Origin of the sequence: Yersinia frederiksenii ATCC 33641 (genome assembly GCF_000754805.1) — a bacterium.
GTDB classification, from domain to species: domain Bacteria; phylum Pseudomonadota; class Gammaproteobacteria; order Enterobacterales; family Enterobacteriaceae; genus Yersinia; species Yersinia frederiksenii.
The window spans coordinates 3,547,120-3,569,519 of record NZ_KN150731.1 but is presented as its reverse complement, the minus strand read 5'-3'; the positions used below and the strand labels follow the sequence as shown (position 1 = coordinate 3,569,519).

Genomic DNA, 22,400 nt, shown 5'->3' with positions numbered 1-22,400 from the left:
AACGGTGCTACCCCATAGGTAACGCCATCATAATGGCATCTTCGCGCCCATTAACACTTGGATAATAGTTGCGACGCACGGAAACCTCGTTAAACCCGAGGCTTTCATACAAGGCTATCGCACCTGCATTTGAGGCCCGAACTTCAAGCCAAAGTGTGAAGATATTACGTGTTTCCAACTGCGCAATCACATGCTCAAGCAGCAAACGACCATAACCCTGGCGCTGATGCTGTGGGTCAATGGCGATATTAAACAGCGTGGCTTCATCCAATACCATTTGGGTAATAGCAAAGCCGACCATGTGCTGGTCAACACTCAACTTGAAATTGAGATAGCGCTCACCTTGATTACTGGCTAAGGTTTTTTCCGTCCACGGAAAAGCGTGGCTGGCTTGCTCAATTTGATACGCTGTGGCCAGATCGGCTGGCGTCAGGATAGAAATCTGCTTCATGATGACAAATCTGCTGCCAAAGTGCGCGCTTAGCGCTCGCGTCGTGATAAAGTCCGGCCAGTGCCGGGCTGTGTAATTGTGCACCCGCAACGGCAAGTGGTTCACTGATGCCCAATCGCCAACTGTTGCACTGTGTTTTTTCGGGTAACATCGCCACCTGCTCCGGCGTCAGTGTATAAGCCTGACTTGGAGTGAGCCCCAAGCTGCGCAACACATCGCACAACAGCGGGTCATCGCGTTCAGGAAGCGGGTCTGCCACAATTAACAGGCGGGTATCTTCGGGTAAGTGTATCGCAATTTCACCCTGCAAGACGGCTGGGCGGCGCAATGTCCACTGCGTGATGCCAAGCTGTTGTAACAGTAAGTCTCGTCTTGATGCCATGCCCTTTCCTGTCAAAGCAACCCCTATTTCGACGCTATGCTAGCAAACCCATCGAACATGCGCCAACAAACCTCTATAATCCCCGATCATATTATTGAGGAGCCAAAGACTGATGTCAGCATTAACCCCAGCCAGTGAAGTGATACTGCGCCATAGTGATGAATTTATAGCCCGCCACGTGTTGTTTGCCGGTGATTTACAAGATGCGCTGCCAGCGCAATTTGATGCCGCCGGGGTACGGGTTCACACCAATCAATATCACCACTGGCAATTACTGAGCAATACGCTGGAAGAGAATGTTCAATTCGGTCTTTTGGCGACAGCTGAAACCGTCGCCACCTGCGACACGCTGGTTTATTACTGGCCAAAAAGCAAACAAGAAGCCCAGTTCCAACTGGCTAACCTGCTCTCTTTATTGCCGGTGGGCAGTGATATTTTTGTGGTGGGTGAGAACCGCAGTGGCGTGCGCAGTGCAGAAGAAATGCTGTCCGATTTCGCCCAACTGACCAAGATTGACAGCGCTCGCCGTTGTGGTCTTTATCATGGCCGCCTGGATAAACAGCCAGAATTTGATGCCGATGCCTGGTGGGAGAGTTATCAAGTCGGTGATGTGACAGTCAAAACGTTGCCTGGTGTCTTCAGCCGCGATTCACTGGATTCGGGTAGCCACCTGCTGCTGTCAACATTCAGTGAGCCGTTTAAAGGCAGTGTGCTGGATGTCGGGTGTGGTGCCGGGGTATTGGCATCGGTTCTGGCGCAGCAATTACCTAAAATCAAATGGACGCTAAGTGATGTGAGCGCGGCAGCCATAGAATCCAGCCGGGCAACATTGGCAGCGAATAATATTGAAGCACAAGTGATTGCCAGTAATGTCTACTCTGACATTAAAGGCCGCTTCGAGATGATTATTTCAAACCCACCCTTCCATGATGGGATTCAAACGAGCCTGACTGCGGCTGAAATGTTGATCCGTGGTGCGACCGCACACCTGCATGTGGGCGGTAAATTGCGGATCGTGGCGAACTCCTTCTTGCCTTATCCTGCGCTGCTGGATGCCGCATTTGGCAGCCATGAAGTATTGGCACAGAATGGCCGGTTTAAGGTGTATCAGGCCACTGTCGGGCGCCCGCCACGTGATGCTAAGAAAAAACGTTAATATTACGCGTTAAGATGAAGCATCCCTTCTGCGCCGTAGCGCTCACCCGCTGCGGCCTGCAAGGGGAATACGGCATCAAGTGCTGCCAACTCTTGCGGGCTGAGCACCACATCAACAGCCGCTAAATTCTCTTCCAGATAAGTTCGGCGTTTAGTTCCAGGAATTGGCACAATGAAACTTCTCTGTGCCAGTACCCATGCCAAGGCCAATTGCGACGGTTTAATGCCTTTCTCTTGTGCCATTTTCGTCACGGTATCGGCTAACGTCAGATTCAAGACAAAGTTGTCACCCTGAAAACGTGGATTATTACGGCGGAAATCATCAGCAGCTAAATCATCCGGGCTACGAATCGCCCCGGTGAGGAAACCGCGCCCCAATGGGCTATAAGCCACAAACCCAACACCTAAACGTTCACACGTTGCCAAGACCGATGTCTCTACATCTCGCGTCCACAATGAGTATTCACTCTGTACTGCGGTAATCGGGTGTATCTGATGGGCTTTCTCTAATGTTGCTGCTGAGACTTCACTCAAGCCGATGTAACGAATTTTTCCGGCGGTAACCAAATCCGCCAAAGTACCAATGACCTCTTCCACCGGTACACTTGGGTCACAACGGTGTTGGTAATAAAGATCAATAACATCAACCCCCAGCCGCTTCAGGCTGCCATCAATAGACTTACGGATATAATCAGGATGACTGCTCACACCACGAACTGTCGGGTCTGCCGGATCACGCACAATACCAAACTTGGTGGCTAAGAAGACTTGATCACGTTTTCCCTTAATCGCCCGCCCTACCAACTCTTCATTAGTAAATGGGCCATACATATCAGCGGTGTCCAGCAAGGTTACCCCCAGTTCCAGTGCCCGATGTAAAGTGGCAATGGACTCATTGCTGTCTTGATTGGTGGAGTAGAAATCACTCATTCCCATGCAGCCAAGGCCGAGAGCAGAAACCAGCGGACCATTCGAACCTAATTGACGTTGTTGCATTGTGATATTCCCCATTAGTGATGTCGGAATAAAGTGTGGTTGTTTAGCAGAGAAAGATAAATAATGCAGATAGCTCATCACTGTTCAAAAAACGCCAACAATAAGCAGGTGTACCGATGGACCAGATACAAGCCATGCGGATTTTTGTCCGTATTGTTGAGTTGGGCAATTTCAGTCGTGCCGCAGAAAAACTGCAATTACCACGCGCCACCGTCAGCCATACGCTAAAACGACTTGAACACCGACTAGGCGTCCGTCTATTCGTTCGTACCACCCGCCAGGTAAATATTACCGCCGAAGGCTCCCTCTATTACCAGCGCTGCCTCCAATTACTGTCAGCTTTTGAAGAGGCTAACTCACTGTTCAGCCATCAGCGGCTGCAACCGGAGGGGAAAGTGCGTATTGATATGCCACATTCGCTAGCTCGCAATGTGGTTATCCCGGCCTTGAGTGACTTTTATCAGCGTTATCCGCATATCACATTGATTCTGGGGGCAAACGACACCACCATTGATTTACTCCGTGAAGGTGTGGATTGTGTGTTGCGGGCTTGGTTGCCCCATGATGAACAACTCACGGCGCGGAATATTGGCCAGCAGCCACAAATAACCTGCGCCTCTCCGGCTTATCTCGCGAAATATGGCATCCCGACATCACTCGACGATTTGACGGGCCATCAGGCTGTGGGTTATTTCTCGCAGTTAAATAGCCGCGATTATCCATTGGAATTTGTTTCTCAAGGGAAGATTGAAAGCCGCATATTACCCAGTATCTTGAGTGTCAGTGGTGCAGATGCCTATATTGCGGCAGGTGTCGCGGGCTTGGGGCTAATTCAGGCCCCCACACCTGGAATTCACCGCCAATTAACACAAGGCGAACTGATTGAGGTATTACCCGATATGCCGCCACCGACAATGCCACTGTTTATTATGTTCCCACCGGGGCGTTTTTTGGCCCCCAGAGTCAGAGTCCTAATTGATTGGCTAATCGAGCTATTTGCACATTATCCACACGAATCCCCCGATATAAAGAACAGGGCCTAAAATTGGCAATACTTGGGTAATCAAATCAATTGCTCAACATATGATGCTTTTTACAGCAAACGTCCCGCTTAGGGGAAATAAGTATTGACCTGAACGTGAAAATCTCTAGAATTCGCCCCCGTGGTTGCATCAAAAAAGTCATGTTTCCGGTACGCGATGGTGGCGGAATTGGTAGACGCGCTAGCTTCAGGTGTTAGTGTTCTTACGGACGTGAGGGTTCAAGTCCCTCCCTTCGCACCAAACATTTCTTTCTTAATGAACAACTTCAGCAGTAAAGATTTATATTGCACAGCACATGCGATGGTGGCGGAATTGGTAGACGCGCTAGCTTCAGGTGTTAGTGTTCTTACGGACGTGAGGGTTCAAGTCCCTCCCTTCGCACCAAGCTGGTGATATAAATCCTAAGTTTTATTCTCTTCAAGATAGACAGTAAGAAATCATTTGGGCGATGGTGGCGGAATTGGTAGACGCGCTAGCTTCAGGTGTTAGTGTTCTTACGGACGTGAGGGTTCAAGTCCCTCCCTTCGCACCACGATGATTTCAGTTATTGTTGCCAACTATAATGATTGTTCACTCTAGTCTTATATCTCATCGCCTTTTCAGGCTAAAAACTCTACTTATCAATGTATGCCGTTGTGCATCAATATCGCCGCCATACCGCCTAATAGTGCCAGGCAAGATGGTAATAGCAGAAAATGCCGTAATCGAACGTGATACAACATGCTGACGGTTGCCAGCATCGCCACAATGATCAGCACGCGCAACTCCCCGACCGTGACATCAGCCCAGCCCAACACCGGTAGCAAAGCGAAAGGCAATAATATTCCCCATCCACTAGACATTGTCCTGCTCAATAAACCACTGACCCCCCATAAACGGTAAGCTGCTAGTCTCGCTGTAATCATAATGACGGCTCACTCAAGTGATAATGATAACCAATATCATATAACACCACGAAAAAATCTGCACTACTTTGCACAATGAAGTTGTCGATAGAAAACGCCTGATTTGGTAGGAATAGCCTGATTGATACTGTCTGGTGATAGGGTTTAGCAGAGTAAATTGATGAGTTGGTCGACATCATGATGACAGGCTGAAACAAAAATGGTAATTTTAATTAAGAAAATTCCTAAAACAATATAAAAAGCGTCAAATCAAAATAATCACTTAGAAGAACCATTTATCGTGATGCCTGAATAAAATGGCCTCATGAGGATATTGTTTATTTGTCTACTGACAGCATGCCATTATGCAGAGTGAATTGAATATGAATAGCCATTCCTACGATCAGCTGCTGAAAAGTAAACATCGGCTCTCTTTACTGCTTTTTCTCTTTCTTAATGCCGCATCAGCTATTTTCAGTATGATATTACCATCACCTGAAACGCCAGCGATGACATTGCCGATTGTTATGATCACGATTATCAGTCTCAGTGCGGCTGCTTATTTGATTTTCATTTCGAAGAATTATGTCGATAAATTGAATTTATTTTCAATTATGATGGGGCTGCTCTGGGCCTGGCAAATCATTCTTAAATATGAATATCTGGGTACTAATGAAAATAACTACTTATTACTCAGTTTGTTTACCATTTTCTTCATCGGCACCATTGCGCTGTCCGATAACTTTCTTGCCTTTTGTTTGCATACTGCCCCTTCTGCATTCACGGTTATTTGGCTGGATGATTTCCACAGTATCTTTCGCATCATATTCACGTTAATGCTGCCTCTGATTGGTTTTTCTTTACATCATTTGATGCTGCGCCGCAGTGATGAATTCACCCGAAAATTGGTTGCCCGCCTGTATAACGAGCGGGAAAAATTCAGTGATTTAAGTATGATAGACCCCTTAACCGGCTTATATAATCGCCGTGGGTTGGAGAATAAACTCGAGACCCTATTAGCCCAGTCTCCCGGTAATCACTATGTGCTGCTACTCGATATCGACCATTTTAAGGCTTACAACGACAACTATGGTCATACGATGGGTGACCAAGCACTGGTCCGGGTTGCGGCGGCGATTCGTGATGCCGTGCGCTCGCGGGACATCGTAGTGCGCTATGGTGGTGAAGAGTTTTTGGTGTTATTGACACATGTGAGTGAAGAATACGCCAGCCAGTTAGCGGAACGAGTGCGTCAGCGCGTTTTAGGCCTCGATATTCCGCATGTTTTCAATCATAAAGTCTCCACAACTGTGACCTTGAGCGCAGGGATTTCCCCATTACAATCCTATGATTTGGTGTCTTCACTCAAGGCCGCAGATGAAGCACTTTATCGGGCTAAGAAAAATGGGCGCAATAAGGTTGCATTTGCCGAGGAAAAACTCTCCAGTGTTGAGTCATCACCTTGATAAAATCACGCAGCATAATGCTCAACTAATATCCCCTCGGAAATGGTTGAGTTTAATACTATTATATTTATCTGTTATTCTGTTATTAAACGGCGTCATTACATATAAAAAATAGATCACTGGTTAATCAGTGGATAGGTAATATCTATTTAAGCTAGTCATTCTACGCCCGTAGATTAAAAAGTAATGAGTTCTTAAATGATAACACACTCTATTATTTCCATTTAAATCCCCCCATCCTCCCGATAATGCAGTGTTATACACAGTTCATAACTTGAATATTATTCATATTATATAAATTTGAATAATGATTCTCATTTATATTAAAAGGATAATTCAGAATTGCACAAAATCCTCAGCATTCTTTTCCTCACCAAACACTTTACCGAGCAGTTGCCTACTGGGAACAATATTGGTCAATAGCGGCTGACAGAAATCAGTACACAACACCGGAATCGCAGATTTATCCAACGACGCCAATACCCACTGGCTTTAAGTCTTGCCTGCAATCCAGTATCAAAAATGATGAGGTCGGGTTGCAAAGAGACCGCCCGTTCACCACTGAAATCATTGTCTGCGGTGTGGCGATAAATTCTTTTGAATCGCGTTATTCGCTGTTTTTCTCTATTGCAGATTATTTTGTTGCTTTGCTAAACCGATTCTTCTACTTTTAGCAGCAAATAGGATTGAAGAAGATAGGGGTTTATCATGGAAAACACCATTTGGGTTTTAGGCGATGCAGTCATTGATCTGGTCCCTGAAAATTCAAACAGTTACCTTAAATGTCCCGGTGGAGCACCGGCCAATGTTGCTGTTGGTATCGCCAGACTGGGTAGCAAAAGTGCTTTTATTGGTCGGGTTGGGCAAGACAGCTTTGGGCGCTTTATGCAGCAGGTGTTGCAGCAGGAAAATGTTGATACCCGCGCACTGAAGCTCGATCCAGAGCACCACACTTCAACGGTGGTGGTAGATTTAGATGAACACGGTGAGCGCACCTTTACTTTCATGGTGACCCCCAGTGCTGATTTGTTCCTCCAACCTGCTGACTTACCTGAATTTAAGCCAAATCAATGGCTGCATCTGTGTTCTATCGCCCTAAGTCAGGAGCCTAGCCGCAGTACCGCATTTGAAGCCATGCGCCGTATAAAAGCCGATGGTGGCTGGGTCAGTTTTGATCCTAATATTCGGGCCGATATCTGGCGGCAACCGCAAGAATTACTGCCCTGCTTACAACAAGCATTGCAGCTGGCTGATGTGGTAAAGCTGTCATTGGAAGAGCTGAATTTTATCTGCCCACAGCAGGAAATCACTGCCGCCATGGAACAACTGATGGCTAACTATTCCTGCAAATTACTGCTGGTAACATTAGGTGCTGAGGGGGTTTGGGTGCATAACCGCCGTGGTTTGCAACAATATCCAAGCCGAAAAATCACGCCAATAGATACAACCGGAGCAGGAGATGCTTTTGTGGCTGGGTTGCTGGCGGCACTGGCACAGAAGCCAGATTGGTACCTCGATACGGATCTGGCCGCCGCTGTCGACCAAGCGCAAGCTTGTGGTGCTCTAGCCACCAGCGCCAAAGGCGCTATGACCGCCTTACCGAATGCTCAGGAACTGGCACGGTTTCTACAACAACATCGCTAGCCTACCCCAACAGAGTAACCGGATGCCCACGTAAGCATCCGGTTACTCTGTTCACGATTTTTATGTGTTTTATCCCCTTTCAACACCTTATTTCTCACGCCATATCACTCGATTTGCAGTCCAGATCACAATAGCTGAATCGGGTTAGCAAAATGTTTTGCTAATCCCCAAGGATCACCCTTATGTTAGCCATGAAAAACCGGTTTAGCTGTTTAGCATAAATACAATCAATCACATACCGAGTGATATAAAAATGATGATAAAACCAAGCTATCTTGCTGTATCAATAGGACTTATCCTTTCTTGTGCAGCGGCCTCTACCTCAGCAGCCTCTTCTTCGAGTAGGGATATCGAAGCCCGCCTTAATGCTTTAGAACAGCGACTGCAACAAGCAGAACTTCGCGCCAAAAATGCAGAGACACGGGCCGAAATAGCAGAAAAACAAGCACAAAAACTAGAAACTCGCACGGTTGCAGCCGAAGAGAAAACCGTTCAGGTTGCTAAACGTACCGAGAAGTTAGAAAGTAAAGCACAGAGTGACAATGGCTTTGAGTTCCATGGCTATGCCCGCTCTGGCTTGCTAATGAACAGCTCTGGCACCGGCACACAAGGCGGCCCGTATGTTTCTCCCGCAGGCAGTACTGGTGGCGCCATTGGCCGTTTAGGCAATGAGCCTGACACCTATGTTGAAGTTAATCTTGAGAAAAAACAGAAGCTGGATAACGGCGCTACCACTCGCTACAAAGTGATGCTGGCCGATGGTCAACGTAGCTATAACGACTGGACCGCCGATAGCAGTGACCTTAATGTCCGCCAGGCATTTGTCGAATTGGGCACTTTACCGACGTTCAATGGCATCTTTAAAGACAGTACCTTGTGGGCCGGTAAGCGTTTTGATCGCGATAACTTTGATATTCATTGGCTTGATTCCGACGTGGTCTTCCTTGCCGGGACCGGTGGTGGTATTTATGACATCAAATGGGCTGATAATCTGAAAAGCAACTTCTCGTTATATGGCCGTAATTATGGCGAAATCGAGAATGTTAACAGTGACATTCAGAGCTATATTTTCACCACCAATAACTATATTGCAGTCAATAACAGCGGCGGCTCATTCCAATGGATGTTGAGCGGCTTGCGCGCTAAAGATAATGAAGCACGCCTCAATAACGGCGAAAGCGTGAATACGAATGCGGCGGATAAAGGTATTCACGCTATGCTGGCCTATCACGGTGATAGCTTCTATGGCTTACGCGAGGGTACCGCGAAAACCGCATTACTCTATGGTCATGGCTTGGGTGCAGAGGTGAAATCCATTGGCTCTGATGGCAATTTGACAAGCGGTGCCGACACTTGGCGTCTGGCTTCCTATGGCACCACGCCACTGAGCCAAAATTGGAGCCTGGCTCCAGCAATTTTGGCCCAACAAAGTAAAGATCGCTATGTCGAGGGCGATAGCTATAAATGGGTAACATTTAATGCCCGCCTGATTCAAGAAATTACCGAGAACTTTGCACTGGCTTATGAGGGCAGCTATCAGTATATGAATCTGGACCCGCAAGGTTATAAGGATTACCACAAAGTCAGTGGCGGCTTCTATAAATTGACCTTTGCCCCGACCTTCAAGGCAGGTGATATCAGTAATTTCTTTAGCCGGCCAGAAATACGCCTCTTTGCCACCTATATGGATTGGAGCCAGGATCTGGATAACTACGCCAAGGATGATGCCTTCGGTAAGAATGATTTTGCTGCCGGCGGTCAATGGAACTTTGGTATCCAGATGGAAACCTGGTTCTAATAATCCCCCGCCGCGCAGGGGATTGGCTGTGACGGCGGGAACCTATTTTATGACAATCCATGACGATGAACGGCTGGCGTTGATCAATAGCGGCACAAAACTCGGAATGGATATGCGAGGGATATAATGAATATTAATGAGACCGCAAAGGCTCTGCTCCCATTGCTTGGCGGCAAAGAAAATATTGTGAGTGCGGCACATTGCGCCACCCGGCTGCGTTTGGTGTTGGCTGATGACTCTCTAATACAGAAATCCGCGGTAGAAAAGCTGGAGGGAGTTAAAGGTTGCTTTAGTAATGCTGGGCAGTTACAGATTATTTTCGGCACCGGGCTGGTGAATAAAGTGTATGCCGAATTTATCAAAGTCGCGGGCATCAACGAATCCAGTAAGTCTGAAGCAGCTGATGCCGCAGCCCGTAAGTTGAACCCCTTCCAGCGTATTGCTCGCCTGCTATCCAATATTTTTGTCCCCATCATACCAGCCATTGTTGCCTCTGGTTTGCTGATGGGCTTGCTCGGCATGGTGAAAACCTATGGCTGGGCAGATGCCAACAGCGCACTGTTTATCATGCTGGATATGTTCAGCTCCGCCGCCTTTATCATTCTGCCGATTTTGATTGGTTTCACTGCGGCGAAAGAGTTTGGTGGCAACCCTTATTTGGGGGCAACGTTAGGCGGCATTCTAACCCACCCGGCTCTCACCAATGCCTGGGGAGTCGCCGGTGGATTCCATACCATGAATTTCTTTGGTATGGAGGTGGCGATGATTGGCTATCAGGGGACGGTATTCCCGGTACTGCTTGCCGTGTGGTTTATGAGTATGCTGGAAAAACGCCTGCGCAAAGTGATCCCGGATGCACTGGATTTGATCCTCACGCCATTTCTCACTGTGATTATTACCGGTTTCGTCGCACTGCTGTTTATCGGCCCTGCCGGGCGAGTTTTGGGTGATGGAATTTCTCTGGTACTCAGCACGTTAATTACTCATGCCGGTTGGCTGGCCGGGTTGCTGTTCGGTGGGCTTTATTCGGTCATTGTGATAACCGGTATCCACCACAGTTTCCATGCTATCGAAGCAGGTTTGCTGGGTAATCCAAATATCGGTGTTAACTTCCTGCTGCCTATCTGGTCGATGGCGAACGTAGCACAAGGCGGCGCTTGTCTGGCGGTCTACTTTAAAACCCGTGATGCCAAAATTAAGGCGATTGCCATTCCATCAGCATTTTCCGCCATGTTGGGGATTACCGAGGCCGCTATCTTCGGGATTAACCTGCGCTTTATTAAGCCATTTTTAGCGGCTCTGGCCGGTGGGGCATTAGGTGGCGCATGGGTAGTCGCCAATCATGTCAATATGACCGCCGTTGGCTTAACCGGCATTCCGGGTATCGCCATTGTGCAAGGCAATTCTATTGTTAACTACCTGATTGGTTTGGTAATTGCTTTTGGTGCCGCCTTTGTTATTTCTTTACTCCTTAAATACAAAACGGACAGCGAATAATGCAAGAAGCCAGTTTACTCAAACATCTTACGCTGGCAGTGATGCGCGGTCAGATCCGCGCATCGCAAGATCCACACCGGCCGGGCTGGCATCTGGCCCCCTGTGTCGGGTTGCTGAATGATCCCAATGGATTTATTTATCATGCTGGCTATTATCATCTGTTTTATCAATGGAACCCGCTGGATTGCCGTCACGGCAGTAAATATTGGGGCCACTGGCGCAGCACTGACCTGGTTCATTGGGAGCATCAGCCGGTGGCGTTGGTACCCAGTGAAGCCTACGAAAGTCACGGCTGTTACTCCGGTTCAGCCGTCATTGCTGATGACCTTATCACCCTAATTTACACCGGTAATGTGAAATATCCCGATGGTTCACGCACCGCATTCCAATGCTTAGCACAAGAGAATGACAGGGGGGAGTTCGATAAACTGGGGCCAGTACTCCCACTGCCTGCGGGCTATACCGGTCATGTACGTGACCCAAAAGTCTGGCAGCACAATGGCCAATGGTACATGGTGTTAGGGGCGCAAGACCTGCAACGGCAAGGCAAAGTTCTGCTGCTACGTTCAGATGATTTACACCAATGGCAGAATTTAGGTGAGATTGCGGGTTCGAACCTCGGTGGTCTTGGGCCTTTTGGTTATATGTGGGAGTGCCCGGACTTATTTAGGTTAGCCGAGCGGGATATTTTGATTTTCTGCCCGCAGGGTATCCCTGCTGAAGCCGAACGTTATCGTAATACTTTCCAAGCGGGTTATTTGCTCGGTCAATTGGATTATCCCCACGCGACCTTCAGCCATCAGGATTTCCATGAACTGGATGCCGGTTTTGAATTCTACGCGCCCCAAACCACGCAAGCCGCTGATGGCCGCCGTTTGCTATTCGGCTGGATGGGTATTCCAGATGAGGATGAGTTGTATCAACCCACCGTGGCCTATGGCTGGATTCATACCATGACCTGCCCGCGTGAGCTGAGCTTGCAGGGTGACAGACTGATTCAGCAACCCGCGCGCGAGTTAACCGCACTGCGTCGTGAGCACCGCCAATGGCAAGGACCGGCTCACGATGCTCCACATTTTCCTATCAGCAGCGCTGAAATAATCGTCGACGTCAGTGCACCTTTTACCCTCGAGTTGGGTCATAAATTGATGTTGGAATGGGATGGCGCGCGCATAACATTGAGTCGCAATAACCTGCGCACCGGGGGGCGGGAGTTCCGTTACTGGCGTGGTCAACTGCATCAATTACAGTTGCTTTGTGACCGTTGTAGTATAGAAATCTTTATTAATCAGGGGGAGGCTGTCATGACCTCAAGCTACTTCCCGGCAGAACCCCCACAGGCAATCTTCACTGGAAGTGCCGAACTGTGCCTGCAACACTGGTTGTTGTCTTCGCCCATGATAGAATGAGTTATCTTTCAAGGCGACAGATTCACTCAGTGAAAAATAACAAACGTATTACCATCAACGATATTGCCAAGATGGCGGGTGTGTCGAAGTCGACCACCAGCCTGGTGCTCAATGGACGCAGCAAGGAGTATCGTGTTTCGGATGAAACGCGGGATCGTATTATAGCCTTGGCCAGTGAGCATAACTATCAACCCAGTTTTCATGCTCGCTCACTGCGTTCAACTCGCAGCCATACCATAGGGCTGGTGGTGCCGGAGATGACCAACCACGGTTTTGCCCTGATTTCTCGTGAGTTGGAAATGTTATGCCGCGAAGCAGGGCTACAGTTGCTTATCGCCTGCACTGATGAAAATCCCGGTCAGGAAATGATGGCCGTCAACAGCTTGGTGCAGCGCCAGGTCGATGGCTTAATTGTCGCCTCTAGCCAGCTCAATGATGGTGAATACCAAAAAATTAATGCTCGCCTGCCAGTGGTGCAGATGGACAGATTAATTGGCGAGTCAGATTTGCCGCTGGTGATTACCGATTCTGTGGCCTCGACCAGTGCATTGGTTGAAAACGTGGCCCGTCAGCATCCAGATGAATTTTACTTTCTCGGTGGCCAGCCCCGCATCTCTCCGACCCGCGATCGTTTGGCCGGTTTTCAACAAGGGTTGCAGCAAGCGGGGGTCGAATGTCGGCCGGAATGGATCCTTAATGGCCATTACCTACCCAGCTCTGGCTATGAAATGATTGCTCAGCTATGCGCACAGTTAGGCCGTCCGCCCAAAGCGGTGTTTACTGCGGCTTGTGGCTTGCTCGAAGGGGTGCTGCGCTACCTCAATCAGCATCAATTAATGGACAGCGACATTCACCTTTGCAGCTTTGATGATCACTATCTTTTTGATTGCTTGCCGCTAAAAATTGACACCATCGCACAAGATTGCCAAGGGCTGGCACGCCATAGTTTTGAGATGATCACCGCATTAATAGCCGAAACACCGCTGGCGCAAAATCAGCTGATTCTGCCAGGCCAGATCCATTGGCGTCATCCGGGATCTAAGGCGCTCAATGAGCCACACTGAGCCGGTCGCAACACCCGCGCTGATTGGCTCATGGCTGCGCTGCCAAAAGCTGATGCAAACTCAGCAATGGCGGGCGCCACACCGCGCCGCCGGGGCAACTTTCCAATCAATTTGTCAGCGAAAAAATGACTTATTAGTGTTAGGCCAGGCGGCATTGGAAGATGCTTACGAATACATGGAATCGCGCCACTGCGTACTATTCATTCTCGATGAAAGTGGCTGTACCTTGTGGCAATGTGGCCATCCGCAAACCATAAGCCAGTTACGAGAATTAGGCATTGATTGTGGTAGTTATTGGACCGAAGGGTTAATGGGGACTAACGCCCCGGCTCTAGCGATAGCTGAAGGGCATCCGGTACAAGTCAGCGGGCAACAGCATTTCAAGCAAGCCCTGCATCCATGGCGGTTTTGTGCCACTCCGGTCTATGATAATAGCGGCCGTCAACGCGCAGTCATTGTCTTGGGCAGTTTACTGGCCGATAACGCCGCCAGTGATTTGCCGCTAACACTGGCAATTGCCCGTGAAATTGGTAATTACCTCCATGCAGATACCTTATTGGCAGAAACTAACCGCCATCTCAATGAGTTAAATGCCCTGCTTGATGGGGTGGAAGATGGCGTCATGGCGTGGGATCAACGTGGCTGTCTGTTATACCTTAATCGTCGTGCCGCGGCTATTTTGCAACTCGATGAAACCAGTAGCCTTGGCAAACCAGTCACTGAGTTGCTCACCCTGCCCGCCTTACTGACTCATGCTATTTTGCAGCGTAACCCTCTCAGCCATGTGGAAGTCACCTTTGAAAATCAACAGCAATTTATTCCCGCGCTGTTAACCCTTAAGCCGATTCCTGATGGCGATCGCTGCGGTTTTATTGCATTACTGCATCCACAAGAATTACTACGCCAAATGGTTCACAACCAATTAGGGCGAGCCAGTTATACTTTTGATGATATGCCCGTGGCATCACTGGAGATGCGCCGCCTGGTACGATATGGCAAACAGGCGGCTAAAGGCCGGCATCCCATTTTATTACATGGGGAAGAAGGGGTCGGTAAACAGCAATTAGGGCAAGCTATTCATAATGCCAGCACCCGTGCCGATGGCCCATATATCGTATTGAATTGCCAAGCATTACCACAAAATCTAATGGCACGGGAGTTTCTTGGCAGCGATGCCAGCGAGGGGGAATCTGGTCAACCCAGCAAATTTGAATTGGCTAATGGCGGCACGCTCTATCTGGAGCAAGTCGAATACCTGTCACCAGAAATGCAGTCGGCGCTACTGCAAATCGTCAAAACCGGTATGGTAATGCGGGTGAACTCCAATCGGGTGATCCCGGTGGACGTGCGGATAATTACAGCTACCGGTGCAGACCTGCCACTGCTGGTAAAACAGGGGCGTTTTCGCCGCCAACTGTTCTATACCCTACAATCTTTTGAGCTGCATATTCCGCCATTGCGCCAGCGCCAACAAGATATTCCACTGCTGGTTCAGCATACACTGGCAAGCCTGGGGCAACATTTCCACTGCCAGTATCAGCCGGACGAAAGTGTTATCCGCCAGTTATGCCAATACCCTTGGCCGGGCAATGATCAGGAGCTGAAAAGTGTGGTAGAACGAGCCGCCATGGCGTGCCGTAATAATCGTATTAATCTCAATGATCTACCGGAACATTTATTGGGCGAGAAATTACTTTTGGAACCCGATATGCCGCAACCCCAGCCAGTGCTATCACTACAAGAATTAGAACGGCAGGCTATTATTCGTGCGGCACTGGTATGCCAAGGCCAGTTAAATGAAATGGCGGCCTTATTAGGCATAGGCCGCACCACATTATGGCGAAAAGTGAAACTTCACCGGCTGGATATCCATCAATTTAAAGGGGGCGAGTCACTGCCTGTCTAGACTCAATAATTGCTGGCCCTTAATAAACATTTATCCTCAATAAACAATCCAGTCAGGAAAGATCATGGGCAAAGTGAATGCTTTAAGCTGTTCAGCAGATAACTGGCGACGCCCTACATTGATTTCAGCCCCCGGTCCCTGACTATTTGCCTCAAAGAAACGGGAATCTTGCGGATAAAACCAAATTTTCTCACCTTGCTTGTCTTTACCGGACATTTTATCCCAGCCATAAATATGGTCATCCATCGTCGTATTGATAAATACTGCCTGACCAATCGCCGCCGGATCTGCATAACGGCCATCATCAAAGGCTGTTGTTGGATGCCATGGACGGCCCAAAGCAAAACTTTTGGCGGGAACGCCGGGTTCTTTCGTCAAACGACTATTCATAAATATCAAACCATAGGGTGACGTTTTTAATGTGCTGGGGGCGGTAATATAGCCATAAGGTGGCTCAATATCACTGCGATCGCGGGCCACAATATCGCAATTATCAAATACAGTGACACCGGAGCCAAAAATAAAATCAACATGACCACTGATTTCACAATCAGTGAAATAGCTTCGGCTACCTGTTTTGCTATAAAGCGTATCCTGATAGCCCTCAAGTTTCACTTTCTTGAAACGTGCTTTATCACTTTTTTCAGCCAATAATAGTGCTACGGCCTGGGTATCTTTTAATTTTGTCGGATCGGTATCAGCTTTTCTTTTATTGGCTGGAAAATCAAAATCATTACGAATGGTGAGATCTTCAGCGGTAAAGTTGGGTGCATTGACTAATACAGTGCTGCTGCCTGAAGTCCCCCACTTCTCACCTTGTGAATTGAGCATCCCTGCGGCAGTATCGGCACCAATTACCGTACTATCTCGGTTCTCTCCCTTCAACGTAACATTCCCACGAGTGATCTCAAGCCTTTCAGTATAAACGCCATTTTTAAGGAAAATAACAAAAGGAGAATTATCCAGCGGAGCTGATTGCAACGCAGCATTAATCGAAGAAAACTCATTACCCTGAGGAGTGGTAGAAACAACCGCATTATACTGTGCACTTGCCTCACCAAATACAGCAAATGACATTAATCCTAACAATAGTGTTTTACCCAGAAAATTAATTGGCATCTCATGATCCTTAGTCGCTAATACTCGTCAGATTAAACTCACATTACGTTATTATTGATTAGTTGAAGGATTATTTAGTATTGAAAACACACAATACACAAAATGAAACGCAATTCCATTTATGTGGATCACATTTTTCACATTACTCAGGAGATCATATTAGATTTAGTCATTCAATTTATTGGTTTAAAAAACACTTCTTCTAATAAAACAAAATAGTAACGAAAAAGTGTTATCCGAATAAATTATTTATAAAAATAATAAGAAAAATAGACTCATATAAAACAATAGATAAAAACAAATAAGATAAATATAATTTGAAAAGTATGCATAAAAATGTATTTTTATAAAACTTGCCGCAGAGCAATCTTTGATATATAAAAATAAAGAAATTAAAAAAAGCTTACGAACACAATTCAGAAAATTCATTTTAAATATAATTAAATCCATATGATTTATTTATATTAATTTAAATAACATTCAGTAAAACAGGATGATAGTTTAATTATGGGAATTAAATATAAAATAATTCAATTTAATATAAATGAATTTGGTGTAAATATCGACGCAGTAAAGAAAGAACTATCATTTGAATCATTAGGATGGGATAAGAATGATATAAAACTTTCTCAATTGAGATTTCTAATAACTAAATATATCAATGATAAAAAAACTATTTTGCAAGAAGCACAATGCTTTCTTGATGGGAATTTAGTCCCCAATAGCATTCAAGAGTTAATATCAAGTTTATCCATAGAAGACCAGCGAAAATTTCATGCCTATAAACCCTTTAGAAAAAGAGGTATTAGTCGATTTATGGTTGAATATGTTAATAAAAAATGGGAAGTAAATCATATTATTCTCCCAGAGTTAACAGAATTTTCTCAACATGAAGACCACCCATTAGACTTGCGGAAGTTAATACGTAGATTTCCGCCTATGGACAGGACATTAAGCCACTCAATTCTACTGAAAATTCTTATTAAAAAATGTGTGGAAATGTTATGTGAGTGCGAACCTCAGGTAAAACTAAAAAAAGTTGAAGTCACTTGCCATCAAATATCTTTACTTATTGATAGCTCGACACTTTCAGCTTGTAACTCACCCGAAGGTTTACATCAAGATGGGAGCAACTATATTGTATCTGCATTAGTTATTGATAAATACAATATTGAAGGTGGCACCAGTGAACTCTATTGTATTGAGAAGAAACGGATCATTAAATCACATACATTAGAATGTGGAGAGGGATTATTCCATATAGATAAAAACTCAACTATATGGCATAAAGTAACACCTATAAAATTAAAAAAAACATCTTTAGGAATAGGCTATAGAAATATATTAGGCTTCGATTTCAATTATATATCTTAACTATAAAACCCACGAAAAAACCATAATGACTATAGAAATACAAAGAAAAAAAAGCATTACTTTAGCGATACTCTTTTTTATTCACGGAGTTGTATATGCCAGTTTAGTTCCATGGATTCCAGATATAAAAGAAAAATTCAATCTTAACAACTATATGGTTGGAGTGATGTTGTCGGCAATTCCTGCTGGATCAATCATTTTTGGGTTACTTTCTAAAAAATTTATTAACTTTATCGGATTGTATTGGGCAACAATTATAAGTTTTCTGTTCCTAATTATTTCTATATCAATTGTTTCGTTTTCGTCATCATGGTATGCCATTGTATTATTACTGTTTCTGTTCGGTATTTTTGATTCCTGGGGTGATACCTGCATCAACGTACAGGCCATCAATATACAAAAACAATATGGGCAAAGCTTTATCAATCGTCTTCATGGTGCAGGCAGTATTGGGACAATATGGGGGGGACTTATCGCTGTATCTGCTATTGGTTTTGGTTTTTCCATGGAAAAATTTAGTATTACGGTACTATTTGTCAATTTAATCATGCTTATAATTTATATAGTATATTTCTGCAATGAACAGTTAGACATTAAATTTATTTCACATAAATATACGCAAAAAGGTGTAAGACAAACAGAAAAACAACTATTTGCCCTTGCTTTAATTATACTTGTATTTACATGTGCAATAGAAGAAACAGCAAGTATCTGGGGCGCAATATACATGAAGGACTCATATGACGTTTCATCTGTGATTTCAGGTTTACCGTATCTTGCATGTCAAATATTAATGGTTGTCGGTCGAGTTTCTGGTGATTACTTTACGAATAAATTTGGCAGAATAATAATTCTCAAATGTGGGATTACATTATCGGCTCTAGGTGTAATTCTAATTATAGGTATTAATTCATTTATTTCTACAATACTGGGATTTTCGTTAATTGGCTTGGGTATATCAGTTGTATTTCCGCTAACCATATCATTTATTGGTCAATTACCGAATATCAATGCAACCAGTGGGATCACTTTCGCTACTTGGATGTCACGAGTTGGTCTGTTAATCACACCACCACTAATCGGTATGCTAGCGGATAAAACATCCTTGAGAATTGCATTTTTTTATGTATTTATCAGTTGCATAGCAACCTTTGCACTGACGAGCATACTATCATCAAAATCGATTAAATTAAATATTTAACCTTAGGAGATACATAATGAAGAAAATGAAGTGGGCTCTTATATCAGGAGATGGTCTTCCTACAAGCGGCCTGCTAACCATATTTAGAAACGTGGTTGAAATCGCTATAAGAAAAAACATCATATTTGATGTGATACCAACAGATTTAGGGTTCTCATGGCGGCCAGATAAAGTAAATTTCTTCCCTTACGGTAGCCAGGATTCACATTATCCAACATGGATGAAAGTCAATTCCATTCACCAATACTCAACATGCAGTGAGGATTTCAGCTCTCAATTTATTAATATAAGGAGTAAAGTGGCAAAATATGATTCCTTAAGTCAGATGGAAATAATCGCTATTGAAAAAGAGATAATTTCAATTTCTGAATACTATCAAGATTATTTTACCCATTGGCTTGAAGATAATGACATTGATTGGCTTTTCTGTTTAAACATGACGCTCTCTGATGCCGTGCCGGTCAATCTGGCAATCCATAATGCGGCGAGAAAATACTGGGATGAAAAAGACTATGGTGGAGTGATTTTCTGGGATCATGACCTCTTTAATAGCTACGCTATCTATGAACAGACAGAAAGATTATACCCTGAAATGCCAAATATTTTGACACCGATCCCACAGGATAATATTTACACTAGATGGATCGTCGCGTCAGAGGCTTTAGCAAATGAATGCAAAAGTTATCCAACAAAACTGACAGCAGATGTGATCCCGAATATATTACCCGATATAGATACCTCAAACTTTAGTCACATTCATGTTAACTTTTTAAAACAGCATAATATCTCTACAAATTCGTCCATTATTATAGTTCCAGTTCGTATATTTCGAGTTAAAGGTATAGAGATATCAATCGATATATTTAATTCTCTATTAAATATTTACAAAGAAAACAATTTAGACACCCCAAAACTACTTATATTTGGCAATATGAATGAAGACCCCGAATATGCATATTATCTAACAGAACAAGTTGATTTATTGAACCTTAATGAGGACATTATATTTTTGGATGAAGTTCCACTTCAGACGTATAAAAATAGAGATAACAAATGGTATTTAGATGAAATTGATTTGCTTATTATTTGCCATGTATTATCAGGTGCGGTTTTATTTACCCCCAATGTGGAAAATGTGGAGAGTGTCGGCTTAGGGCCTGCTCTAGCAGCAATAGCTGGTCTCCCTTGCGCAGTAACAGAGTATTCCGCTTTCACTGAGTTTTATGGATCAGAATATCACCATATAAAAGTGATGCCAGATCGTCCTACAGAAGCGGCTCAGCAGTTATTTGAATGGATACGAATGCATGCAATAGGGGAATTAGAGATAGGAATTCGATTGGCGAGTAATAAAAAACTTGTACAAGCTAAATTTCCTAAAGAACCTTGGGAGGAATTTACATATCGATTGCAGCATAGATGAAATTATTTAGTTTTAATACTATTAACTTTTAAAAAAACATTTTACATTAGAGGATATACAATGAATATCAGGTATTCTAGCACACACAAAACGGCACCAGATATCCCCTCAAAAATTCACATTCTTATATTAGGGGCCGGAATGTCAGGTTTGGAGTTAGCTAAGCATTTAAATGAAAGAGAGATTGAAGATATCGTTGTTATTGACGCGGGGCCTGCTGACGATTTCAATCATATTAATGCTGGAGAGGATTACCTGCGTGCCGATGAATTTTGGAAAAATGAAAGTACCGATAAATATGCCTATCGTTCATGGCGTTCATTGAGTGAACCTCATTTTTCGAAAGGTACCTGCTTACGGCGAAGGGTAGGTGGCCGCTCACTATATTGGCATGGTGTAATCCTACCAATAGAAGCAAATACTCTTAAATACTGGCCCACCAACGTTGTCAGTGATCTCACCGAAAGTTGGTTGGGTGGCCCGGCACTTTATACACAAGTTCAGTCTGAACTGTTGGCATGGGCAGAAAAGAGTGATGATAATGACTATTCTTTTAAACTTGCTAATTTTGAATTTAAGATTACACCTCAAGTAACCAGAATGATTGATTCATCGGATCGTTGGGAAGCCTATTCCCCTTTATCCTACTGGAAAAAAAATAATCAATTAAGGATACCTCCTCCCATCATTTCTGGATATGAAGCCGTCGCACTTATTATTAGAAATGGAAAATGTGTGGGAGCCAAACTCAAGAATATGGGCACGAATGAGATACATCATGTTTGGGCTGATAAATGTGTTCTTGCCTTAGGTACTATTGAAAACTCACGTTTAGCCACTCAAGTGCTCTATGATACAGGGCATTCTATAGCAAAAAAAATGACTGGCCTGGTTGATCATATTGTTCAGGGATTTAATGTAACATTTGAGCGAAACAACGTCCCTAGCAAGTTGAGAGAATTAATGGATAACAGGCCCGATGCTATCTTTTTTAGCCCCAGCCTGTATGGTGAGAGGTTTAATTTATTCTTTACTATTAGTACATCAGATTTTGGTATTGAATTAGAAGCCTGGACGATGGGTGAACAAATTCCATCTGTTCATGGTTGTATCACCACAGAAATAGATAATAAAGATATGCCGTTATCCATATCCTGTGATTTAGGTAATGCGGAAGACACATTAATACAAAGAGAAAAGGATGAGTTAAATACATTTTGGTGTGGAATTTGCCATGATGCAAATATCCCTTTTGAACCTTTGGCTTTTGAAGCCAAATTTATTGTACATGTCCGGACAATGGGAGATGTACATCATCATTTTCGCTCCCCATCAAGGATAGTCAATTATAATGTTCCAGTGACATGGATAAGCCCTCTTGGTACCGAAAATCACGAAAGTAGTACTCTGCCACTAGGTGATATATTGAATGAAAACCAAGAGTTTAATCATATAAGTAATTTATTTGCTGTTGGTCCAAGTACATTCCCACGCCCTGGAGCCGCTAACCCATCCCTAACCACGCTGGCACTATCACGCCGACTCGCCTATCTACTTAACTGAGTTTGCTCTAAATTAATAAGGATAT

Annotated in this window: 18 protein-coding genes and 3 tRNA genes; 16 read left to right on the top strand and 5 right to left on the bottom strand. The window is 44.7% G+C overall.

What is annotated here, in order from left to right; all coding sequences use genetic code 11:
- Window positions 1-7: 7 nt before the first annotated feature.
- Window positions 8-451, bottom strand: coding sequence for a ribosomal protein S18-alanine N-acetyltransferase (gene rimI, locus DJ58_RS05960; protein WP_032911679.1), 444 nt, complete (start codon window positions 449-451; stop codon window positions 8-10).
- Window positions 396-833 carry a DNA polymerase III subunit psi gene (locus DJ58_RS05965; RefSeq protein WP_004711517.1) on the bottom strand — a complete coding sequence of 146 codons (438 nt, stop codon included), beginning with the start codon at window positions 831-833 and terminating at the stop codon, window positions 396-398. The genes rimI and DJ58_RS05965 overlap by 56 nt, the downstream gene beginning before the upstream one ends.
- A 112-nt stretch (window positions 834-945) precedes the next feature.
- Between DJ58_RS05965 and rsmC the strand changes: the two genes are divergently transcribed.
- Complete coding sequence (gene rsmC, locus DJ58_RS05970) at window positions 946-1,989, top strand: 16S rRNA (guanine(1207)-N(2))-methyltransferase RsmC (RefSeq protein ID WP_004711514.1); 1,044 nt, start codon at window positions 946-948, stop codon at window positions 1,987-1,989.
- A gap of 2 nt (window positions 1,990-1,991) precedes the next feature.
- On the opposite strand, the gene DJ58_RS05975 is transcribed toward rsmC, so the two are convergent.
- Window positions 1,992-2,984, bottom strand: a complete 993-nt coding sequence (locus DJ58_RS05975) for an aldo/keto reductase (RefSeq protein WP_032911678.1) — start codon at window positions 2,982-2,984, stop codon at window positions 1,992-1,994.
- Between the two features lie 116 nt (window positions 2,985-3,100).
- Here DJ58_RS05975 and DJ58_RS05980 point away from each other — a divergent pair, with 116 nt between their 5' ends.
- The 4 genes from DJ58_RS05980 to DJ58_RS05995 all read left to right on the top strand — a co-directional run bounded on the left by DJ58_RS05980 (window position 3,101) and on the right by DJ58_RS05995 (window position 4,559).
- On the top strand, window positions 3,101-4,027 hold the full coding sequence (locus tag DJ58_RS05980; protein WP_004711511.1) for a LysR family transcriptional regulator: 927 nt from the start codon (window positions 3,101-3,103) through the stop codon (window positions 4,025-4,027).
- A 153-nt stretch (window positions 4,028-4,180) separates the two neighbouring features.
- A tRNA-Leu gene (locus tag DJ58_RS05985) sits at window positions 4,181-4,267 on the top strand.
- 57 nt (window positions 4,268-4,324) lie between these two features.
- Window positions 4,325-4,411: transfer RNA gene (locus tag DJ58_RS05990), tRNA-Leu, on the top strand.
- A gap of 61 nt (window positions 4,412-4,472) precedes the next feature.
- Window positions 4,473-4,559: transfer RNA gene (locus tag DJ58_RS05995), tRNA-Leu, on the top strand.
- Window positions 4,560-4,647: 88 nt separating this feature from the next.
- Here the strand turns inward: DJ58_RS05995 and DJ58_RS0121890 are convergent.
- Window positions 4,648-4,932, bottom strand: a complete 285-nt coding sequence (locus DJ58_RS0121890) for a DUF1435 domain-containing protein (RefSeq protein ID WP_032911677.1) — start codon at window positions 4,930-4,932, stop codon at window positions 4,648-4,650.
- Between the two features lie 344 nt (window positions 4,933-5,276).
- On the opposite strand from DJ58_RS0121890, the gene DJ58_RS06000 reads away from it, so the two are divergent.
- The 7 genes from DJ58_RS06000 (at window position 5,277) to dhaR (ending at window position 15,695) form a co-directional block, all read left to right on the top strand.
- Window positions 5,277-6,377 (top strand): GGDEF domain-containing protein, encoded by a 1,101-nt coding sequence (locus DJ58_RS06000; RefSeq protein WP_004711506.1) that lies wholly within the window; start codon window positions 5,277-5,279, stop codon window positions 6,375-6,377.
- Window positions 6,378-7,085: 708 nt separating this feature from the next.
- Window positions 7,086-8,021 (top strand): aminoimidazole riboside kinase, encoded by a 936-nt coding sequence (locus DJ58_RS06005; protein ID WP_004711501.1) that lies wholly within the window; start codon window positions 7,086-7,088, stop codon window positions 8,019-8,021.
- A 253-nt stretch (window positions 8,022-8,274) separates the two neighbouring features.
- The gene (locus tag DJ58_RS06010; protein ID WP_004711500.1) at window positions 8,275-9,819 is read left to right on the top strand and encodes a carbohydrate porin; all 1,545 of its coding nucleotides are present in this window, start codon (window positions 8,275-8,277) and stop codon (window positions 9,817-9,819) included.
- A 126-nt stretch (window positions 9,820-9,945) separates the two neighbouring features.
- Window positions 9,946-11,316, top strand: coding sequence for a sucrose-specific PTS transporter subunit IIBC (locus tag DJ58_RS06015; protein ID WP_032911676.1), 1,371 nt, complete (start codon window positions 9,946-9,948; stop codon window positions 11,314-11,316).
- Window positions 11,316-12,725 carry a glycoside hydrolase family 32 protein gene (locus DJ58_RS06020; RefSeq protein WP_004711498.1) on the top strand — a complete coding sequence of 470 codons (1,410 nt, stop codon included), beginning with the start codon at window positions 11,316-11,318 and terminating at the stop codon, window positions 12,723-12,725. Before DJ58_RS06015 ends, DJ58_RS06020 begins: the two co-directional genes overlap by 1 nt.
- Before the next feature lie 29 nt (window positions 12,726-12,754).
- Window positions 12,755-13,789: a LacI family DNA-binding transcriptional regulator gene (locus DJ58_RS06025; RefSeq protein WP_004711496.1), complete on the top strand. Its 1,035-nt coding sequence runs from the start codon at window positions 12,755-12,757 to the stop codon at window positions 13,787-13,789.
- Window positions 13,776-15,695, top strand: a complete 1,920-nt coding sequence (dhaR, locus tag DJ58_RS06030; RefSeq protein WP_032911675.1) for a dihydroxyacetone kinase operon transcriptional regulator DhaR — start codon at window positions 13,776-13,778, stop codon at window positions 15,693-15,695. The genes DJ58_RS06025 and dhaR overlap by 14 nt, the downstream gene beginning before the upstream one ends.
- 36 nt (window positions 15,696-15,731) lie before the next feature.
- Here dhaR and DJ58_RS06035 read toward each other — a convergent pair whose 3' ends face one another.
- Window positions 15,732-16,814: a pectinesterase family protein gene (locus tag DJ58_RS06035; protein ID WP_004711492.1), complete on the bottom strand. Its 1,083-nt coding sequence runs from the start codon at window positions 16,812-16,814 to the stop codon at window positions 15,732-15,734.
- A 507-nt stretch (window positions 16,815-17,321) separates the two neighbouring features.
- Here DJ58_RS06035 and DJ58_RS06040 point away from each other — a divergent pair.
- From DJ58_RS06040 to DJ58_RS06055, 4 genes are read left to right on the top strand one after another with little or no spacing between them, the layout of a single operon-like run.
- On the top strand, window positions 17,322-18,188 hold the full coding sequence (locus DJ58_RS06040) for a 2OG-Fe dioxygenase family protein (protein ID WP_004711489.1): 867 nt from the start codon (window positions 17,322-17,324) through the stop codon (window positions 18,186-18,188).
- A gap of 25 nt (window positions 18,189-18,213) precedes the next feature.
- Window positions 18,214-19,389: an MFS transporter gene (locus DJ58_RS06045; RefSeq protein ID WP_004711486.1), complete on the top strand. Its 1,176-nt coding sequence runs from the start codon at window positions 18,214-18,216 to the stop codon at window positions 19,387-19,389.
- Between the two features lie 16 nt (window positions 19,390-19,405).
- On the top strand, window positions 19,406-20,812 hold the full coding sequence (locus tag DJ58_RS06050) for a glycosyltransferase family protein (protein ID WP_004711485.1): 1,407 nt from the start codon (window positions 19,406-19,408) through the stop codon (window positions 20,810-20,812).
- 60 nt (window positions 20,813-20,872) lie between these two features.
- Window positions 20,873-22,375 (top strand): hypothetical protein, encoded by a 1,503-nt coding sequence (locus DJ58_RS06055; RefSeq protein WP_004711483.1) that lies wholly within the window; start codon window positions 20,873-20,875, stop codon window positions 22,373-22,375.
- Window positions 22,376-22,400 lie beyond the last annotated feature (25 nt).